General features: G+C 44.0%; 15 protein-coding genes. 4 read left to right on the top strand and 11 right to left on the bottom strand.

Annotation, left to right across the window (positions count from 1 at the left end; all coding sequences use genetic code 11):
• The first annotated feature begins 320 nt into the window (after nucleotides 1–320).
• Both ABZA00_RS10590 and ABZA00_RS10585 read left to right on the top strand, forming a co-directional pair.
• On the top strand, nucleotides 321–1364 hold the full coding sequence (locus tag ABZA00_RS10590) for a mechanosensitive ion channel family protein (RefSeq protein ID WP_372882136.1): 1044 nt from the start codon (nucleotides 321–323) through the stop codon (nucleotides 1362–1364).
• A 98-nt stretch (nucleotides 1365–1462) separates the two neighbouring features.
• On the top strand, nucleotides 1463–2008 hold the full coding sequence (locus tag ABZA00_RS10585) for a DUF4136 domain-containing protein (protein ID WP_372882135.1): 546 nt from the start codon (nucleotides 1463–1465) through the stop codon (nucleotides 2006–2008).
• Between the two features lie 446 nt (nucleotides 2009–2454).
• Here the strand turns inward: ABZA00_RS10585 and ABZA00_RS10580 are convergent, their stop codons facing one another.
• From ABZA00_RS10580 to ABZA00_RS10540, 9 genes are all read right to left on the bottom strand, one after another.
• Complete coding sequence (locus tag ABZA00_RS10580; RefSeq protein ID WP_372882134.1) at nucleotides 2455–2952, bottom strand: nitrous oxide reductase accessory protein NosL; 498 nt, start codon at nucleotides 2950–2952, stop codon at nucleotides 2455–2457.
• A 31-nt stretch (nucleotides 2953–2983) separates the two neighbouring features.
• The gene (locus tag ABZA00_RS10575) at nucleotides 2984–3802 is read right to left on the bottom strand and encodes an ABC transporter permease (RefSeq protein WP_372882133.1); all 819 of its coding nucleotides are present in this window, start codon (nucleotides 3800–3802) and stop codon (nucleotides 2984–2986) included.
• 4 nt (nucleotides 3803–3806) lie between these two features.
• Nucleotides 3807–4718: an ABC transporter ATP-binding protein gene (locus tag ABZA00_RS10570; RefSeq protein ID WP_372882132.1), complete on the bottom strand. Its 912-nt coding sequence runs from the start codon at nucleotides 4716–4718 to the stop codon at nucleotides 3807–3809.
• 46 nt (nucleotides 4719–4764) lie between these two features.
• Nucleotides 4765–6051 carry a nitrous oxide reductase family maturation protein NosD gene (locus ABZA00_RS10565; protein WP_372882131.1) on the bottom strand — a complete coding sequence of 429 codons (1287 nt, stop codon included), beginning with the start codon at nucleotides 6049–6051 and terminating at the stop codon, nucleotides 4765–4767.
• Nucleotides 6052–6174: 123 nt separating this feature from the next.
• Nucleotides 6175–8067 carry a TAT-dependent nitrous-oxide reductase gene (nosZ, locus tag ABZA00_RS10560; protein ID WP_372882130.1) on the bottom strand — a complete coding sequence of 631 codons (1893 nt, stop codon included), beginning with the start codon at nucleotides 8065–8067 and terminating at the stop codon, nucleotides 6175–6177.
• Between the two features lie 91 nt (nucleotides 8068–8158).
• Nucleotides 8159–10279 carry a transcriptional regulator NosR gene (nosR, locus tag ABZA00_RS10555; RefSeq protein WP_372882129.1) on the bottom strand — a complete coding sequence of 707 codons (2121 nt, stop codon included), beginning with the start codon at nucleotides 10277–10279 and terminating at the stop codon, nucleotides 8159–8161.
• 269 nt (nucleotides 10280–10548) lie between these two features.
• Nucleotides 10549–11070, bottom strand: a complete 522-nt coding sequence (locus tag ABZA00_RS10550) for an aminoacyl-tRNA deacylase (RefSeq protein WP_372882128.1) — start codon at nucleotides 11068–11070, stop codon at nucleotides 10549–10551.
• A gap of 135 nt (nucleotides 11071–11205) precedes the next feature.
• Nucleotides 11206–11574, bottom strand: coding sequence for a cupredoxin domain-containing protein (locus tag ABZA00_RS10545; protein ID WP_372882127.1), 369 nt, complete (start codon nucleotides 11572–11574; stop codon nucleotides 11206–11208).
• Between the two features lie 9 nt (nucleotides 11575–11583).
• The gene (locus ABZA00_RS10540; protein WP_372882126.1) at nucleotides 11584–14121 is read right to left on the bottom strand and encodes a heavy metal translocating P-type ATPase; all 2538 of its coding nucleotides are present in this window, start codon (nucleotides 14119–14121) and stop codon (nucleotides 11584–11586) included.
• A gap of 218 nt (nucleotides 14122–14339) precedes the next feature.
• On the opposite strand from ABZA00_RS10540, the gene ABZA00_RS10535 reads away from it, so the two are divergent.
• Both ABZA00_RS10535 and ABZA00_RS10530 read left to right on the top strand, forming a co-directional pair.
• Nucleotides 14340–15974, top strand: a complete 1635-nt coding sequence (locus ABZA00_RS10535; RefSeq protein WP_372882125.1) for an FMN-binding glutamate synthase family protein — start codon at nucleotides 14340–14342, stop codon at nucleotides 15972–15974.
• 175 nt (nucleotides 15975–16149) lie between these two features.
• Complete coding sequence (locus ABZA00_RS10530; RefSeq protein WP_372882124.1) at nucleotides 16150–17181, top strand: Preprotein translocase subunit SecY; 1032 nt, start codon at nucleotides 16150–16152, stop codon at nucleotides 17179–17181.
• A 71-nt stretch (nucleotides 17182–17252) separates the two neighbouring features.
• On the opposite strand, the gene ABZA00_RS10525 is transcribed toward ABZA00_RS10530, so the two are convergent.
• Both ABZA00_RS10525 and ABZA00_RS10520 read right to left on the bottom strand, forming a co-directional pair.
• Complete coding sequence (locus tag ABZA00_RS10525) at nucleotides 17253–17858, bottom strand: hypothetical protein (RefSeq protein WP_372882123.1); 606 nt, start codon at nucleotides 17856–17858, stop codon at nucleotides 17253–17255.
• A gap of 400 nt (nucleotides 17859–18258) precedes the next feature.
• A partial coding sequence (locus ABZA00_RS10520; protein ID WP_372882069.1) for a transposase occupies nucleotides 18259–18383 on the bottom strand: 125 nt, incomplete at its 5' end.

Below are 18383 nucleotides of genomic sequence, written 5' to 3'. Positions count from 1 at the left end.
GAACCGTTTGGAGCAGCAGTTTAAAGTTACCAACGCGGCTGGACGGTCGTGTCTGCTTGTGGAGGCTTATGTAAGACTCGATATTTCGAGCTATAGCCTACGAAACAAGAAGCATCGTCTGATAAGGCGGTGAGAAGTCACGCTTTACCTTGTGTATAGCGCAATAACAGGGCGTGCATGTTTGTAAAAGCGTGCTGGCCCTGCCTTTCCTCTATCTCCCTTATTTTTACATTTTATTATGCAATTACCCTGATTAGCAGCAATACTTGCTGGTAACTGCTTGGATTAAAAATAATTGGATCAACTCAAAGGAAGAAACAATGAGCACGATTGCGACAATCACAGAAACAATGAGCGATTTTGTTCCACTTATTGTCACAACGTCAATTGTTGCATTAACACTGACGGTGGCTCACCGGCTGGTGATCAAAAAATATGCCGATATTGGTAACGAACGTATGTTCACCAGACAATTGCTGATGCTGGCATTAACTCTGGTGGGCGTGATTGCAATCGTGCTTTCGTTACCCGTACAGGAAAGTTCCCGAAATCAGATAATCGGATTAATTGGTTTATTAATTTCCGGTGTCTTTGCATTTTCATCGGCTAATATTTTTGCCAATCTTGCCGCCGGTATTCTGCTGAGGGTGACCAAACCCTTTGCCATTGGTGACTTTGTGACTGTCGGAGATCACTTCGGGCGGATCTCTGCGCGCGGCTTATTTGATACTGAACTGCAGTCGGAAAGTGGTGAATTGGTTGCCATTCCTAATACTTATCTGATCTCCTCGCCGGTCAAAACCGTACCCAGTGTATCGACGCTTGTCTCTGCTTCACTTTCGCTGGGGTACGATGTACACCATCATGTGGTAGAGCCGTTATTAATTAGTGCCGCGAAGCAATCCGGTCTGGAGGGCAGTTTTGTGCATATCCTGGAGCTGGGAAATTTTGCGGTAACATACCGTGTTTCAGGTGTACTCACAGAAGCAGACAAGCTGGTTAGTGCCCGCTCTAACCTTTATAAAAGTATTTTAGATACCCTGCATAATAATAACATCGAAATTGTGTCACCATCGTTTATGAACCAGCGCCCGCTAGCGCCTAAAGAGGCAGTTATTCCGGAGTCGGCACCACAGCAGGTAGTCACCGACATAGAAACAGAAGCTGAAAAAATTCTCTTTGCCAAAGCGCAGCAGGCCGGGCAGATAGAGAAAGAAAAACAACAGTTAAAAGATGAGATTGCAGAGCTTGATTTAAATAAGAAAGCAGCATCAGGTAAGGCAAAAAAAGTTAAAAAGGAAATTCTGGAACGTACCAAAGAGAGTCTTGAAAAACTTGAAGAGGTGACTGATGCAAAAGAGTAAATCAAGTTGAGCTACAAATTTGCCTGATTAGTACTTTAAAGTTGCTACACTTAGAAAACAGTTTTTTGTTTTTATGTTGTTGAAAATTGGAGTTTCCTGTGTTGTGTATTCAGTTGCGTATTATTTTACCCGTTTTACTCTCTCTTTCTCTGCTGGGTTGCAGCACAAAACCCGTTTCTGACTATGCCGTGGAGCATGACTTTTCCCAGTATAAAACCTTCGCTTTTGCTGCCGCGCCTGAGGGAGCTGTGCTCAGTATTGATAGTGGGCGTATTGAAAGGGCAACGGCGGCACAGCTCAGCAGTAAAGGCATTAAGCAAACAGACCTGCCAAGCGCTGACTTACTGGTGAAGTATCGCATCGAAAGCGCCACTGAACTGGAGCCCTATGGCGGATCGATCGGGGTTGGCGTAGGGATATATCGAAGGAGAGGGGGGATAAGCATGCGCACCCCTCCACGTTACCGCGAACGCAAATACGGTAAGATAGTGTTGGAGTTTTTAAACCCGGTCAGCAAAACAATAATATGGCGTTCAGTTTCTCAGAGCCGTCTGACCGAGACAATGTCCTCGCAGAAGCGGGCAAACTTTATTATGAAAGAAATAGACCTAATGCTAAAAAACTATCCACCTCAGGCAAAGTAGGGCGTTAACTAAGTCCTATATATACCCATGTTACTTCAAAATGCTTTGTCAGGAACGAGCTCGGAGACCAGAGCAAGACGCAACTTATTCCCTTTTCGATTGGTGCAACGCAGCACTGGTTTTCGAGCTGGCGCCCCGTAGGGCAAGGTTAATTGCACCAATCTGCTTTGTTATAAAATTTCTATGCAGAATAACTATACTTCAATTTTATGCCTGGCATCTCGGCACAATTTGCCTTGCTGACTTTGCATCTTGAAGTATCATGGGTATAAATTGCCAGGTAATAAGTTATCTGTTTGGGTCCGCGCTATCATCAAGCTCGGCTAATGGCCGGGGCCCCGTGGAGGCATTCAGTATAATAGACAGTACGGAATTGCATAAAATACCTTAAGTACTTAACCGTCTGCCATAAGCTGGATTTTTTCTGTTTGTCAGTAAATATGATTTCACAGCAGCTCAATAGTGATTTTATCAAAGGGGTAAACTTCGCCGCCAAACTCTTTGCTGAAAGCTAACGCATCACTGTGCTGGCTGAAACTTGCAAGGGTTTTACCCATCGCGCCAGTTTTTGATGAGCCCACCACAAACCATGCGCTTTTGGCATCGATAAAATACTGGTCTTCAGTTTTGTGCCACGGAGTTTTACTCATATCATGTACAAATACCTGCTCTATTTGACGTTTATTTTCCGGCTGCAGCAAATAAGCAAACAGATCCCGGGTCGAACAAAACTTAGCAACGTCTTCTGTGTTTTTTTGATACAGTTCGCCCTTCGGACCGGGAAATTTGGAAATAATCATACCGCACAAGTGACACTCATCGGCATTTTCAATCGCCACGGCCTGTCTTAGCATCTGTTTCTGCGTTTCGCCTTCAAAGCAGGCGAATAAAAGGGTAGTCAAGCTGAATATCAGCATCGATTTGTAAAACGGAAAGGCGTTCATGGTTATCCTTATTTGGGTATATATGAAAAAGTCAGATGGTTTTTTTACTGAAAATAAACATCGCTAATATCAGCGGGGCGGCCACCCAGGCAACCATCAGCAGTAATAAGCTCAGTGGCGAATGGTCACTGTTAATCGCAACGGCTAACAGACCGTCCACAGAGCCGCTGTTCAGAGCCGATAAATTAATCAAACGGAATAAATCGGCAGGATTAAACATCATCAGCACGACCAAAGCCTGCTGAGTGACACCATCTTCAATAGCAATTAATACCGCCAATAATACCAAATCAAATACCAGCACAAAAAACAACCACAGGATCAGCGCCATGCCGGCTGCCTTGGACTTTTCAGATACCGATAGACTGATCACATAAGCCAGTCCGACAAAAGTTAAGCCAAGCAGACAGGAGGTGAGAATAAACAGGGCGAAAGAGGGAATCACCGCTGCGAAGCTGGTATTGAAGCCCAGTAAAACAGCCGCACTGCCAAAGCCTGCTAAGGTGGCCAGAGTGATAATACAGCCTTGCCCTAAAAATTTTCCTAATAGAAGTTGACGATGACTAATCGGATAGGTGAGTAACAACAGCAAGGTACCTGACTCCTGCTCACCGACAAAGCTGTCATAACAAAGTAATAACGCAATCAGCGGAATAATAAAAACCGACAGGCTGGATAGACTGGCGATGGTGGTTGATAATGATGGTGCGCCGAGATGACCGGATGCGGCCGAACCGTAATAACTCAAACCAATAGCCAATACTGCAAATATAAGCGTAATAGAGATCAACCAGCGGTTTCTCAGGCCGTCCTGAAACTCTTTTAATGCGACTGTAATAATCGGATTCATCAGTTTACTCCCGTTCTGCAGTGGCATTATTGTCGTTAAGAAAATGCTGGTATATCTGGTAAAGACTGGCCGGTTCAACCTGGATATCAGTAATATTGTCAAAGGCCATCAACTGCCTGATTACATTTATTTTTTCAGATTCAGGCACCTGCAGACTATTATGACTAACCCAAAAATCCGCTAACATTTTATTGTCTCTAAGAGCGCCATTAATCCCCCGGGTCTTAATTGCTACCGGTAACTGTGCGAGATGACGCAGAGTGGATAGTGTGCCGATGGCAACGGATTTTCCGCCCGATAAAATCATGGCGCGATCAATATGCTGCTCCACACCCGGTAAAATATGTGAACACAGTATGACACTGGTGCCATTACCTTTTAACTGATCCACACTGTGATAAAAACTTTTAGTGGCGATGGGATCTAAGCCCACCGTCGGCTCATCAAGTAATAATAGTTTTGGATCGCCTAAAAAAGCCTGTGCTAACCCTAAACGTTGGCGCATGCCTTTGGAGTATGTTTTAACCGGGCGGTCTTGGGCAAAGGTGAGACCGACTTTTTCTAACAGTTGTGCGACCTGTTTTTTATTCACCGACTTTAAGCGGGCAAAATAGGTTAATACTTCCAAGCCTGTTAATTGATCATAAAAACTGACATTTTCAGGCAGATAACCAATTTTCTTCCGGCCATGCCAGGCTTGTTTATGTTGAGGATTGCAGCCGAACACCGAGACGTTGCCGGCGTCTGCCTTGATGATTCCCAAAATCAGCTTCATCATGGTCGTTTTTCCCGCGCCATTGTGGCCGAACAAGCCCAGCACTTCACCCTCGGCAAGCTTTAAACTGACGTTTTGTAATGCGTTAACCTGCTGATAATGTTTGTCAACTTGTTCTAATACTATAATGTTATCACTCATAAAATTGTTACTCTGTAAGCGGAGAGGTTGCCTGCTGTTGTTGCGATCAATGAACTGTTTTTGTTCCGTTATCAGGTGGTGACATAAGCGGAAAACTATCTTTAACACCTGCCGGCCTGAGTACTGGAAATTGTTTTTGTATCCAGCGTAATAACAATATTGCCGGGCTGTCCAATAAGACTTTTGCTTCAGGATATTGCCAGACAAGCTTATCAATACCGTCATTAGGTTCGAAGGGCGTATCACCTGTGCCGTTATTATCTAAGTCCCAACCGAGATAATTGCTCCAATAATTTCCCCTGCCGTTTTGACTCCACTCCTGTTCTCTATTGGATACATATTTAACCTGTACGGGATTATTGATAAAGCTGTTGCCAAAGACCTTGCCATTTTCCGAACCCGCTGTTAAATGAATACCAATTTCAGCCGTGTCTATTGTGTTGTAACTTATTGTATTGTAAGCAGAGTTATAAACAAAAAGACCTTTTCCTTCTCGGCCTTTAACTTTATTTTCGGGTTTTGTCCAAACATTTTTGATGTGGTTATGGCTAATCGTTGAACTGGTAATAAAATTCATCAGCATGCCATAATCTTCACTGTCGATATTGTAATTGCCGCTCACCAGCAAATTTTTTGAGCTCATTAAGGCATAACCTGCCCGGGTATGGTAGGCGAGATTATTAAGTACTTTATTATGATGAGAGTACATATAATGGATACCGTAACGCAGATCATGTATACGATTATCTCTCAGTTCACTGTCTTGACTGGATATAATATATAAGCCGTCACGGGTGAAACTGATTTCGTTGCCGATCACCCGGGCATTACTGACCGATGACAACTGGATCCCATTGCCGCGATCTGCCGAGCGTAATTGAGGATTCCCTTGAATATGGTTACCAGTGATTAGCAGCTGATTGGATTTCTCTATCCAGATACCGAATCCATCGCCTTGTAAACGATTATTTTCGATAACGATATTGCTGGATTTTTGCCCGACATAAATGCCGGCATTCTGCCCGGTTAAATCACTGCCCCAGTTAATAATAGACAGATTGTTAATCTTGATATCAGAGGTTAATAGCGTTAGCGCATGACCCTTTCCCAATGCATTGATCGTGACATTACCCTGCCCGGCCAGGGTAATACTCTGGCGGATGGCAAAATTACCATTGTACTCTCCAGGGGCTAACTGCACTATATCGCCGGCAAGAGCTGAATCTAATTTTTGTTGTAAATTATCACTGTTTTTCACCTCTATCACTGCAGCATAAACAACTGTCTGCAAGAGACATAATGCTGTGATAAAAAAAGCCGTTTTAATGTTCAAGTGATTGTTTTTCCAAGTTATCCGCAGTTATATATACCCAAGTTACCGCAAAATGCAAAAATCAGCATCTTGAAGTAGTTTGGGTATGCACTAAGCCCTAAAATCAGGGCTTAGTGCATAGGCTTAGGCTTCTACCAGCATCCGGCCGCGCATTTCCATATGCAGTGCATGACAGAACCAGTTACAGTAATACCATTGCACCCCGGGTTTATTTGCGGTAAAGGTGATAGAGGCTGTCTGCTGTGGGCCAATTTCCATCTGTACACCGTGGTTGGTCATACAAAAACCATGGGTGACATCTTCGACCATATCAAGGTTAGTCACTACCACGGTGACTTCGTCACCTAATTTCACTTTAAACTCGTTCATGCCAAAGGTCGGGGCGACAGAGGTCATGTAAACACGCACCTTATTGCCATCACGAATGACTTTATTTTCGCCCATCACATTTACGCCATCCTTTTCAGCCATGGCAATGGTTTCAGCAAAGATAGGATCATCACGCGTCCATAGTTTCTGCGGTTTCACCTTGCTGCGATGCACAATGATGCAGTCATGGGGCTCCGCAAAGGTCGGTCCATCATGCACCAGTTTCATCTCATCACCGGAGATATCGATCAACTGATCATTTTCCGGGCGTAACGGGCCAACCGGTAAGAAACGGTCTTTAGAGAATTTGCACAGTGATACTAACCATTTGCCATCGGCATCGCGGGTTTCACCTTGTGAGGTATGGTTATGACCGGGTTGATAATGCACATCCAGTTTCTGGCGGATATAATTCACTTTTTCACCGTTATGCGCTTTGATCGCATCTTCTACATTCCACTTGGCAATCTGGCTATCCAGGAACAAGGTGGTATAGGCGTTGCCTTTGTTATCAAAAGCAGTATGCAGTGGACCTAAGCCTAATTCCGGTTCGGCAACAATAGTATCCCGGGGGTTAATTTTATCGGCAAAAAGATCGTCTAATTTATCAATGGCAATAATTGAAACCGTTGGAGATAATTTGCCGTTGGCAACAAAATATTTACCATCTGATGAGGTATTTAAACCGTGTGGCGATTTAGGTACGGGAATATAGCGGGTTAAATCTGAACCTTTACGACCATCAACAACGGGCACTTTATTACCATTATAGGTTTTAAATTTACCGGCTTTAACCGCTGCTTCACATCGCGCCAGATTGAAAATCACCACATGGTCACGCTCAGCTGTAAGCATTTCACCAAGATTCATGCCCATTTCAGAGTTGTAACAAGTTGAGGCAAAATATTTACCGTCATAATCGGCATCGGTATTATCTAAATTACCGTCAACCATCACCTGGAATGCCACTTCCATGGTTTCCGCATCAATAACGTTAAATAGTGAACGGTAAGTACTGATATCTTCCATGGAAGATTTACCGTCATTATTCATCGGAATTTCAAATTCACTGTTGCATATAACGTATTTTGTATAAGGTACTTTTTGAACACGCAATCCGTGAATCGCCTGCACATTCGGTACGGTTAACATTTTATCGGTTTTCATGACATCACAACGAATGCGTGCGACACGACTATTGGCCTTATCATTAATGAACACATACTTACCGTTGTAACGCCCATCGGTCATGCTCATATGCGGGTGATGCGAATCGCCGGTCAGGATATGTGCACTGTCACCTTTAATGCGCTTACTTTCATTGGTTAACCCCCACCCCGTTGCGCTGTCGGTATTAAATACCGGAATACGCATTAATTCCCGCATCGACGGCAATCCCATAATACGTACTTCACCAGAGTGGCCACCACTCCAGAATCCATAATATTCATCTAACTCACCAGGATGGACAACCGGGCTATTATTGGCCTCTGCTGCTTGTGCTTTTGCCATGGTAGCAAACATTGCTGCCGACATTGGCACAGCCGCTGCCGCGACGCCAAGCGCTGCACTTTTGCTAAAAAATTTACGCCGCTCTGAATTTTTCAAGGTATCATTTTCGCTTAGATCGGTTTTGTTATCATTCATGCTTTCATCTCCATCCTGTTGTTATATCGAGTTGTTGTTGGTCCTACACTGGTATTTTCCTGCTCACTGAACAGAAGGTTAAATATATTTTTTAAACTTCTTTTATCGCTATTTCAGCTGCACTATTTTTACCTCTTTTGTAGGCTAATTTTTTCAATGGTGGACATTTATCTTCGTTGTAATAGGTAATTTGACAATCTAAACAGTAGTGACATTCACGCATGTTGATCACCCCATCGGGGGCAATCGCCTGGATTTCACATTCCGTTGCACAAATTTTGCAGGGCGAACCGCATTCCGGACGACGTTTTAACCAGTCAAATATACGGGCGCTATTAGATACTGATAACGCGGCACCCAACGGACAAAGATAACGGCAGAAGGTTTTACGATTAAACAGGTTAAGGGTAAGCAGCAATAAAGCCCAGGCGATAAAAGGCCATTCACGGTCGAATTTAAGCAGAAAAGTGGTTTTAAAAGGCTCAACCTCAGCAAATTGTTCCGCCAATGCCAATGATTCCAAAGAGATACCAAATAATACCAGCAGGATAAGGTATTTGATTGCCCATAAACGTTCATGTACCGCCCATGGCAGTTCTATTTGTGGAATTTTAATATAACGGGCAAAGGTATTAAGCAGTTCCTGCAGCGCACCGAAGGGACATAACCAGCCGCAATAAACCGCGCGTCCCCATAATAAGATGGTCGCTGCCGCTGCACACCACAAAATGAATATAATTGGATCTAATAAAAACAGATCCCAGGAAAAATCACTCATAAATGCCTGCAGGAAGGTGAACACATTCACCACAGAGAGTTGCCCTCCCCATGACCAACCAATAAAGATCACCGTTACGCCTAAAAAAACGTGGCGCAGGTTGTGCATAAAAGTAGGGTGGCGAACTAGAATATCCTGAAAGAAGAGGATCAGCAGCAGAACCACAATTAAGGTAATTAGCACTATAACTTTAACCTGGTGCTCTAACCAGACTTGTTCTGTCAGCGTTAACTCCGGCTCCGGATAAATTGGAGCAGGGGTGTCTACGTACTTTTCTAATACCTGATAGGTGCCTTTGAAGCTGTTAAACAGACTGTCGACAGGACCTGTTTGTCGGCGGACTAATAATTCCAATTGCCAATCAGCCCCGGGATCAAACTCATGATGAGCCGCTACTTTAAAAACGGACATCTCTTTAAATTTTGGCGTGCCGGCAGTATACAGATCGCTGATACGGTTATGCTCTAAATCCCGAAAGGTGATCTCATTGCTGTTTTGATGTATTTGAATACGGTCAAAAATACCGCCGCGGACATAACCTGAACCTTTGAAAGAGTAACCATTACCAAACACGGCAATCAGATGTTCACCTTCCTGCAGATCTGCTGTCAGCCAATGATAATCAGGCTCTCCAAATAAGTTTTTACCTATTGTCGGAATATCGGCATTGGCATAATAGATCTCTGCAAACATCTGCTCATTTTCTGCCGCCGGCACATTATCCACATCTTCTGCTTCTGTGCCGACAAAGGCATTCTGCACGGCCTGATTAGTTAAATATAATTTTCTGATTGAACCATCGCCGGTGAGCTCTGCCCAGGTTTTCTTTTCAAACAGGTCTTTTTTAATAGTTGATAGGGGCTGAATAATGCCCGATTGCTCCTTAATTATACCCAATGATAGCGCTGCCTGATGAGCCGCTTTAGTGATGGCTGAATTCATCACCATGACCGTTACTGTCGCACCGGATAGTCCATCAATCGGTACATAGCCCTGATTGATTTTACCACCGACTTTGATACGGTCAGCGACAGATAATCCCGTGTATTGTCCGATAAAACGCCATAACTTTTGTTCCGGGATACCGGCCAAGATAATCGGCTCATGATGCTCTAATACGCTCGCGCTGAGGTACTTACCGGCAGGGTCAATTACCACCAGCATGTTAACGGGTTCGCCTGAATATGCCGGTATTTTGGCAATATCATTGGTTTCAAAGGCATAACCTAATATTTCCGAGTTCTTATAGACGGTCCATAAAAGCGGTTCACCTTTTTTCTCAGATAGTTGCGTCAATTCCGGAAAGGTTGCTTGAATTAATGGGATAGGATCTTTAGGTGGACTGACAAAGAGAGCCTGCGCGGGGAAAGAAGCGCAGATGAAAATGAGTACTATTAGCTGAATAAGCGTTTTTTGGATGGCCGAATAGTTCACTGCCTGGCTCCCTACTTTAATGATCTTGATAACTCAGGGCGTAGACTAAGTTTCTTCATTAAAGGAAAACTTGATTCCAATCAATAAAGTTAACTTATTGTTAAATTTAACCTTGGGGTGTGAACTACACCCTATGAATTTAAGCCTTATAACTCATAGGGTTAATTTATTAGTCGTGTTTACTACGCTTTGCCCATAATTATTTTGCGTGTATTTAACGCGATATTAACATCCGAAAGGCGGGGAAGATAGCGCCGCATCTGCGGGATTTATATCTCCCACTTGCGTCCGCTTCTTTCCCAAAATCTGGGGGCGCCAATATTTGCACCGCGGATATTGCCGTGAGGCATCTGTGCAACAAGTTGCTTATATTCCTGATGGCTCAGTTTAAGCAAATTTTTATGATCCCCCGACTCAATATAAACATTTTCCGCAGTTAGTAAACTATCGTCAAGTAACATCTCCATCCTGTAAGGTTTACCCATGGCGGGAATAGCCCCTTGAGAGCAGTCTGGAAATAATTGCAGTAAGTCTTGCTCGTTCACCAGATGATAATGTTTCCCGGTAAGGTTATTAACATCGGTTAATGACAGGCGATTATTCGCAGGAAGAGCTGCCATCAGATAATCACCCTGATCACTTTGTAATACCACGGCTTTGGCAACTTTTGCCGCAGGCAGGTGAGCTGAACGGGATGAATCAAACAGGGTTAAGGCTTTGCGGTGTTCAATCGTATCATAATGGATTTTTTCATGGTCAAAATACGCTTTCAGTGTGATTGCAATGGCCATATGTACCTCCTCAAAAGACACTAAAGCAACATACTTGATTATAGTCTATCCGCTAGGTTTTCAGGAAAAGAGCTATTTCGCATCGTGTTTGTGGAATAAATGAGCGTACAAATTCCTTTAAATGAAAAATCTGATTTATTTCACGATAACAACACCTTTGTACATCTGCATTTGGCAGTGGAATTGATACTTTCCTTTTTCCAGCCCGGGAAGGTTTATGGCAAACTCTTTGTTTAAGGGTAACGCTTCACTTATATTCAGCTCAGGAAAGATAACCATTTCAGCGCAGGGCGTGGCATCTTTTCGGATAAAATTAAGGACGGTTTTTTTATGGGGGCTTATCAGTATTGTTGCCGGTTGATAAACGCCATCCCCAACAAGTATATTGAATACCGTTTTGTCTTTATCTGCTGCTAGCGACTGTTGCTGCTTGGGTGAGTAGAGCCAGAACCACCAGATAATCAGCGCAATTAAAAAAAGCCCGGCCAGATTGATAAACAACATCATTTTCTCCTAATGCTCCTGCGCTTTGAAAAAACGTAAACGATTGGCATTGCTGACTACGGTCACGGATGAAAAGGCCATTGCGGCGCCTGCAATAACAGGGTTGAGCAGTAGTCCGAAGAAGGGGTATAAAACCCCGGCGGCTAAAGGCACACTCGCAGTGTTATAAATAAAAGCACCGAATAGATTTTGTTTAATATTGCGCAGGGTCGCTTTACTTACCGATATTGCGTCAGCCAGGCCATGTAATGAGCCGCGCATTAAGGTAATATCCGCACTTTCTATCGCCACATCCGTGCCCACCCCGATGGCAAACCCCACATCAGCAAGCGCCAGTGCAGGGGCATCGTTAATGCCGTCTCCTGCCATACCTACTATCTCACCCTGTGCCTGCAGTTGTGCTACTTTTTGCAGTTTATTTTCCGGTAACAGTTCAGCAAAAAAATCTGTGATGCCGACTTGTCGTGCCACCGCCTTCGCCGTGGACTGATTATCCCCCGTCAGCATAATGACGCGGACACCATTGTTCTGTAAACGTTTGATAGCAGAAATGGAATCCCCTTTAATGGGATCGGCCACTGCGATAATCGCGGCTAACTCACCATTTATGGCAAAAAATATCGGCGTTTTAGCTTCATTTGCCATTTGCTCACTTAACTCAAGATTTCTTGAATTTATTTTAATCTGCTGTTCACGCATTAGTTTTTGATTACCAAAAAACAACCGTTTATCCCCCAGTTGTCCAACTACACCCTGGCCTGCAATGGCATTAAAATGTGCGATTTTATCGAGTGTTAAACCCTGCTCTTTTGCCGATGTCACGATGGCCTCTGCCAGCGGGTGTTCGGAGCCTATTTCTAAGCTTGCTACTAACTGCAGGATCTGATTTTTTTCCATCGCATTAATCGGATAGATATCGGTTACTTTTGGCTGTCCTAGAGTAATAGTGCCGGTTTTGTCCAGTACCATAGCGGTGATTTTTGATGCATTCTGCAGTGCTTCACCATTACGGATAAGTACACCGGATTCTGCGGCCTTGCCGACGCCAACCATCACCGACATCGGTGTGGCCAGCCCTAATGCACATGGGCAGGCAATAATAAGTACCGTGGTTGCTGAGACAACTGCAAAGGCAATACTGTTATGTGGACCAAAGTTCAGCCAAACTAAAGCACTGGCTACGGAGATAATCATTATCACCGGTACAAAATAGGCGGAGATAATATCCGCCAGGCGCCCGATCGGTGGTTTAGAGCTCTGCGCACGTTTTACCATCTTAATGATCTGTGCAAGTGCGGTATCTTTACCGATCCGGTTTGCCTGAAAAATAATGGAGCCGCTTTTGTTGATCGTGCCTGCAACAACTTCATCGCCCGATGATTTTTTAACCGGCATCGGCTCACCGGTTAACATCGACTCATCTACGGTTGTTCTGCCTTCATGGACAATACCATCAACAGGGATGCGTTCACCGGGGCGCACGCGAAGCAGATCACTGACGGCAACTTCTGCAATGTCGATATCAATATCCTGACCATCGCGAATCACCCGTGCTGTTTTTGTCTGTAAACCAATTAACCGCTGTATCGCCTCGCTGGTGCGCCCCCGCGCTTTGACTTCAAGTGCTAAGCCTAAATTAATTAAGCCGATGATCATCGCGGTTGCTTCAAAATAAACATGCCTTGCTATTTCGGGAAGGGCCTGCGGATAGATAACTACTGCCATTGAATATAACCAGGCTGTGCCGGTTCCCAGCGCAATTAAGGTATCCATATTGGCGTTGTGATTAACAAAAGATTTCCATGCGCCGATATAAAAATGTTTACCCGCAAAATACATAACGGCAGCGCAGATAAGGCCGACAATTAGCCAGGCAATACGCTCCATCGGCGAGTTGACGGTCATCGCGCCCCCCAACAGCCCGTAAACCATTAACCCGCCTCCTAAGACCAAACCTATCCACATCTGCACCATTAACTTGCGATAATAGGTTTGCTCTGCTTTATTTTTTTCTTCGAGCAGGGTCTGGTCACTGCTATTGCCTGTACTTTTAGCATGATAGCCGGCAGATTCAATGGCTGCTATTAAGGCTTGGGTCGCGGCATGGCCTTTAACCGAAACGGTTCTAAGCGCTAAATTCATCTGTGCCTGCTGCACATCCGGCAGCGCATTTAAGCTTTTTTCTATTTTCCTGACGCAGCTTGCACAGGTTGCCCCCTCGATCAGCAGCTCTTGGGTATTTGCCTGTTCAAAATCTGTATTATTATCGCTGTGGCAGGGGATTTCCGGAGAGTGACTCTCAGCAGGTGTAACCTCTTCCGGGGGTAATGTGCTGCTGTAGCCTTTTTCCGTAATTAAGGTGTTAATTGATTTTATTGTCTTTCCATAATCGGCAGCGTTGTCGATCGTAATCTGGGCATGCTGATCGGCAAAACTAACCTCGGCATTGACGCCTTCTATGCTATTGAGCGCTGTTTGTAATCGACTGGCACAACCGTTGCAGGTCATCCCATAGACAGCAAATGTTAAACGCTTGGATAAAGACATACTCCCCCCTTCATTTAGTTTGGCAGCAACCTTAATTAGTTTAAGCATTACCCTTAGGGTAAGGTCAATCTTAGATCATCATTATTATGCAGAGTATAAAGCGTGCGCTGATCTCTGCCACATTCTGTAAAACAAACTAACCTTTAATAAGAGCGCAGTTTATTAAAATCACTTGAAAATGTGTCTAACGGGATCTTGAGATAAAAGGGAGGCTAACAATGAGAAAGTATTTTGTGTTTACGATTGTTTTTTTACTTGTTTTGACCGGTTTTTTATCTTTTTTCTGGCCGTTTGTAAGCTGGTTTCTGCTGATTCTTTTACCCGTTGTTGCACTTGGTGTTTATGATCTGCGCCAGACAAAACATGCATTGCGGCGTAATTTCCCCGTACTGGGGCACGGCCGTTGGGTGGTGGAGTTTATCCGCCCCTACCTGCGCCAATATCTTTTTGAGTCTGATACCGATGGCCAGCCGATTAGCCGTATGTTTCGTTCAGTTATTTACCAAAGAGCGAAGGGGGAGCGTGATACAGTCCCTTATGGTACAAAGGTTGATACCCAACGAGTCGGATATGAATGGATTGGTCATTCTATAGCGGCCCGCCATAATAGCGAGAAAAACCCAGATCCGCGCATTGTGATAGGTGGCCCTGCCTGCACTAAACCATACCAAGCCAGCATCTTGAATATTTCCGCCATGAGTTTTGGGGCGTTAAGCAATAATGCAATAAAAGCATTGAATAAAGGGGCTAAAATAGGCGGATTTTTTCATAATACCGGAGAGGGCAGCATCAGCTCCTATCATTTACAGTATGGGGGCGACCTTGTTTGGCAGATAGGCACCGGATATTTTGGTTGTCGTGATAAACAAGGCAGATTCAATGCTGAAAAATTTGCTGAAAAAGCGCAGTTAGCCAGTGTAAAAATGATTGAAATAAAATTATCTCAGGGTGCTAAACCGGGTCATGGCGGCATTTTACCTGCAGATAAAAACAGCATAGAGATCGCTCAAATTCGTGATGTAACAGCAGGTCAGACAATTTATTCACCTCCCAGCCATTCTGCATTTTCAACGCCTTTGGAAATGATGCGCTTTATCGGTTTGCTGCGTCAGCTTTCTGTCGGTAAGCCTATTGGTTTTAAGTTATGTGTAGGACGTAAAAGTGAATTTTTTGCTATCTGTAAAGCGATGATTGAAACGGGCATCAAACCCGATTTCATTACCGTAGATGGTGGTGAAGGGGGAACGGGCGCCGCGCCGCTGGAGTATTCAAACTCCGTCGGTATGCCCCTAAGGGAAGGATTGAGCTTTGTTTGTGATACCCTGACCGGTTTTGCTTTAAAAAAAGAGATTAAAGTGATTGCCAGCGGCAAAATTTTTACCGCTTTTCATCTGATTAAAAATATTGGGTTAGGGGCTGATGCCTGTAACAGTGCAAGGGGGATGATGGTTGCTTTGGGATGTGTCCAGTCGTTAATCTGCAATACCAATAAGTGTCCGACGGGGGTAGCAACACAAAATCCTGAACTTGTGTATGGCCTGGTTGTTGACGATAAAGCGACCCGGGTCGCCTCTTTTCACCATAAAACCGTCAAAGCGGCAATGGAAATTATTGCCTCAGCAGGGCTTGAGCATTCAGCTGAGCTCAACCGTTCTCATCTATATCGGCGAATTAGCCAATCGACTATTAAACGTTATGATGAAATTTATCCCTATCCGCCGGAAGGCTGTTTTCTCGGCTGTGATTATCCTGAGAGTTTTGCGCAGGAGATGGCTGAGTCCTGCGCAGATAGTTTTTTCCCCAAGTGTTATGTGGTCAAATCAGCTGGGGGACTGGCAGAGCTAGACACATGAAGCCTTTTTTTGCTAATTTTTTACCTCGCAGGCAGTGAATTGTATAAAATACACTCTGCTGCCCGGCAATTGTTGTCTAACATCTGTCATTTCTGGTGTTTTACCCGCTTGCACTCTACAATAAGCGGCAATTTTGATTTGCTACTTTAACCTCTTTACTGAAACGAATTACACCATGAATAATGATAAAAAAATGCGTATACGGCATGCTAAAGGCCCTTTTGCGATCACCGTTGTATACAGTTTCACTGGTGCCGCTATTTTGGCCTCGATAATTTTTTCGTTACTGCTGTTTCTTTCCATTGACGAGAACCCCTGGATGAAGGTGCTGTTTGGCTCTTTAGCAGTGATTTTTGAATTAGGTAAATTTTTTGCCTGGTATGAATTCGGTGAGCGCCTTGCAAGGCGGCATTTCACTGCCGCGTTTTCTGCATTTACTTTCTATGCCGTTCTGGCCGCTATTTCTATTGGCGGCAGTATTGGCGGCATTAACAGTGCGACAAATACGGCCCAGAAACACGTTGACCTGCAGCAGAGTAAAGTGGAAGCATTCAATTTACAGATCAATGCGCTGGAAAAACAGATCGCTCTGAATAATGTTGCCGCAGAAAAATACATTGAACTTAATCGTATAGCAACGGGTGTTGCCCGTATCCAGAAAGAGAATGCTTTGCTGCGCGAGCAGCAGGTTGAACTGGCAATACAAAGAGATAGTTTGCCTGTCAGCAGCCAGGGCTCAGTATTTGGTCTGATTGGCAGTATTGCAGACGGATTTAATATTAAAGCGATGGATGCGCAACTCGGGCTGGTGGTTTTTTTATCGGTATTATTAGACCTTTTTGCCGCATTTTTTGTCGGCTTAATCGGCGAAGAGCTGCGCTTTACACGTACTCTGGCAATCCGAGAAAAATTGGCGGAAAAAACAATCACTGACCAGCAGGGCAGTAATAGCTTAACGGAAACCGAGCCGCAACCTTCTGCTGAGAAACTAGAAGAAACTGTCTCACGTCCTGAAGTTTTATTCCAAAAAGCACTGGATATATTATTAAAAGGGGATGTCCGCTGCAGTAAAAAAGCGATTGCAGATAAGCTTAATATTAAAGGCGAGGAAGTTGATCTGATTTTTTCCGGTTTACTGGAAAAAGGCTTTGTCACGCAAAAAGCAAACCGTCATTTCATCTGGCAGGGTGAATCTACTCTGAGTTAAGTACTTTTTGCATAGACACCACCATTAGAAGGTGGTGTCTATGACGCTGAAGTTGATTGTGCAATTATATTTTAAGGTAAGGATTGCAGCTTTTTATAATCAATCGCCTCTGCATAAGCAATCAACTCTTCTCTGGTGACTCTTTGCCCTGCAATTGTTACCAGAAAGCGGTTGGCAACCACCATATTGATATCACCCTCTTTATTCTCGGATTGATATTTGACGATTGCTTTCTGACGGCCAATTCTTTCAAGCTTGCCGCCATCAGAGGTGGCGTACATCGGATTGGAAAACATCATCATCATGCCCTGCATAAGCGGGGAATCTGTGATAATTTGTACAGTAATATAACTGGATCCTTTACTATATTCCCGTTCGGCAGAAATACCGCCACCGAACATAGCCGCAGCCATTGCCTGAGAGCCTGTCTCTCGCACTGTCCATCCGGCTAAAGGCTCCGGCAGAAATAATTCCAGCCCACCGCCTCTCTTTTGCTGAATTAATTGCGAAGCATAGTTAAGAGTATCTACTGCGTCTTTATATTCACCATTATTATAATATTGTAACGCTTCGTTAATAGATTCCTGGACGTCATCGGCATAGCCTGAGGCAGAAAAGGTTAATAGTATAAACAGTAATCCGCTGATATTGAGTCTGTGAATAGATGAATTAAACATATTTTCTCCTTACTATTGCAAGAGGATAATGCTTCAAAACGTCAGGTCCAGGCAGATTCTTTCCTGTTTGTTTAGATTAACGGGGCGTTAATAAAATACCGGGCGTGTTATATACACGGCTTAGTAACTTACCGTCGTTATAAATTCCTTTTGTGAATATGCTGCCAACCTGAGAAGTCATCAGCTCTGATCAGCATAGTCTATCTTTATTTTGGTCGCAATTTTCTCTATTTCTAATTGCTATAGTTCTCTTCCGGATTATGGCAACTAATACTTCTCACGCAGTGTTTACCTGCTGCTTTAGCCAAATAAACCCCTTGATCGGCCATTTTTATCCATTTAGATGAAAAACACCGTCATTCATGGCGGTGATGAAAATCATTCTTGCGAAGCATTAACGTTACTTAGGTCTATTTTGTTGCTCGATATAAGTCGTCAGGGCATCTAGCGCAGCACCGCCACATGATCCGGCAAAGTAACTGGGAGACCATAACGCACCATTCCATAGATAACGATGTATATCGG

This window comes from Psychromonas sp., from assembly GCF_041586535.1.
In the GTDB taxonomy this organism is placed as follows: Bacteria; Pseudomonadota; Gammaproteobacteria; order Enterobacterales; family Psychromonadaceae; genus Psychromonas.
This window is presented reverse-complemented; position numbering and strand designations above follow the sequence as displayed.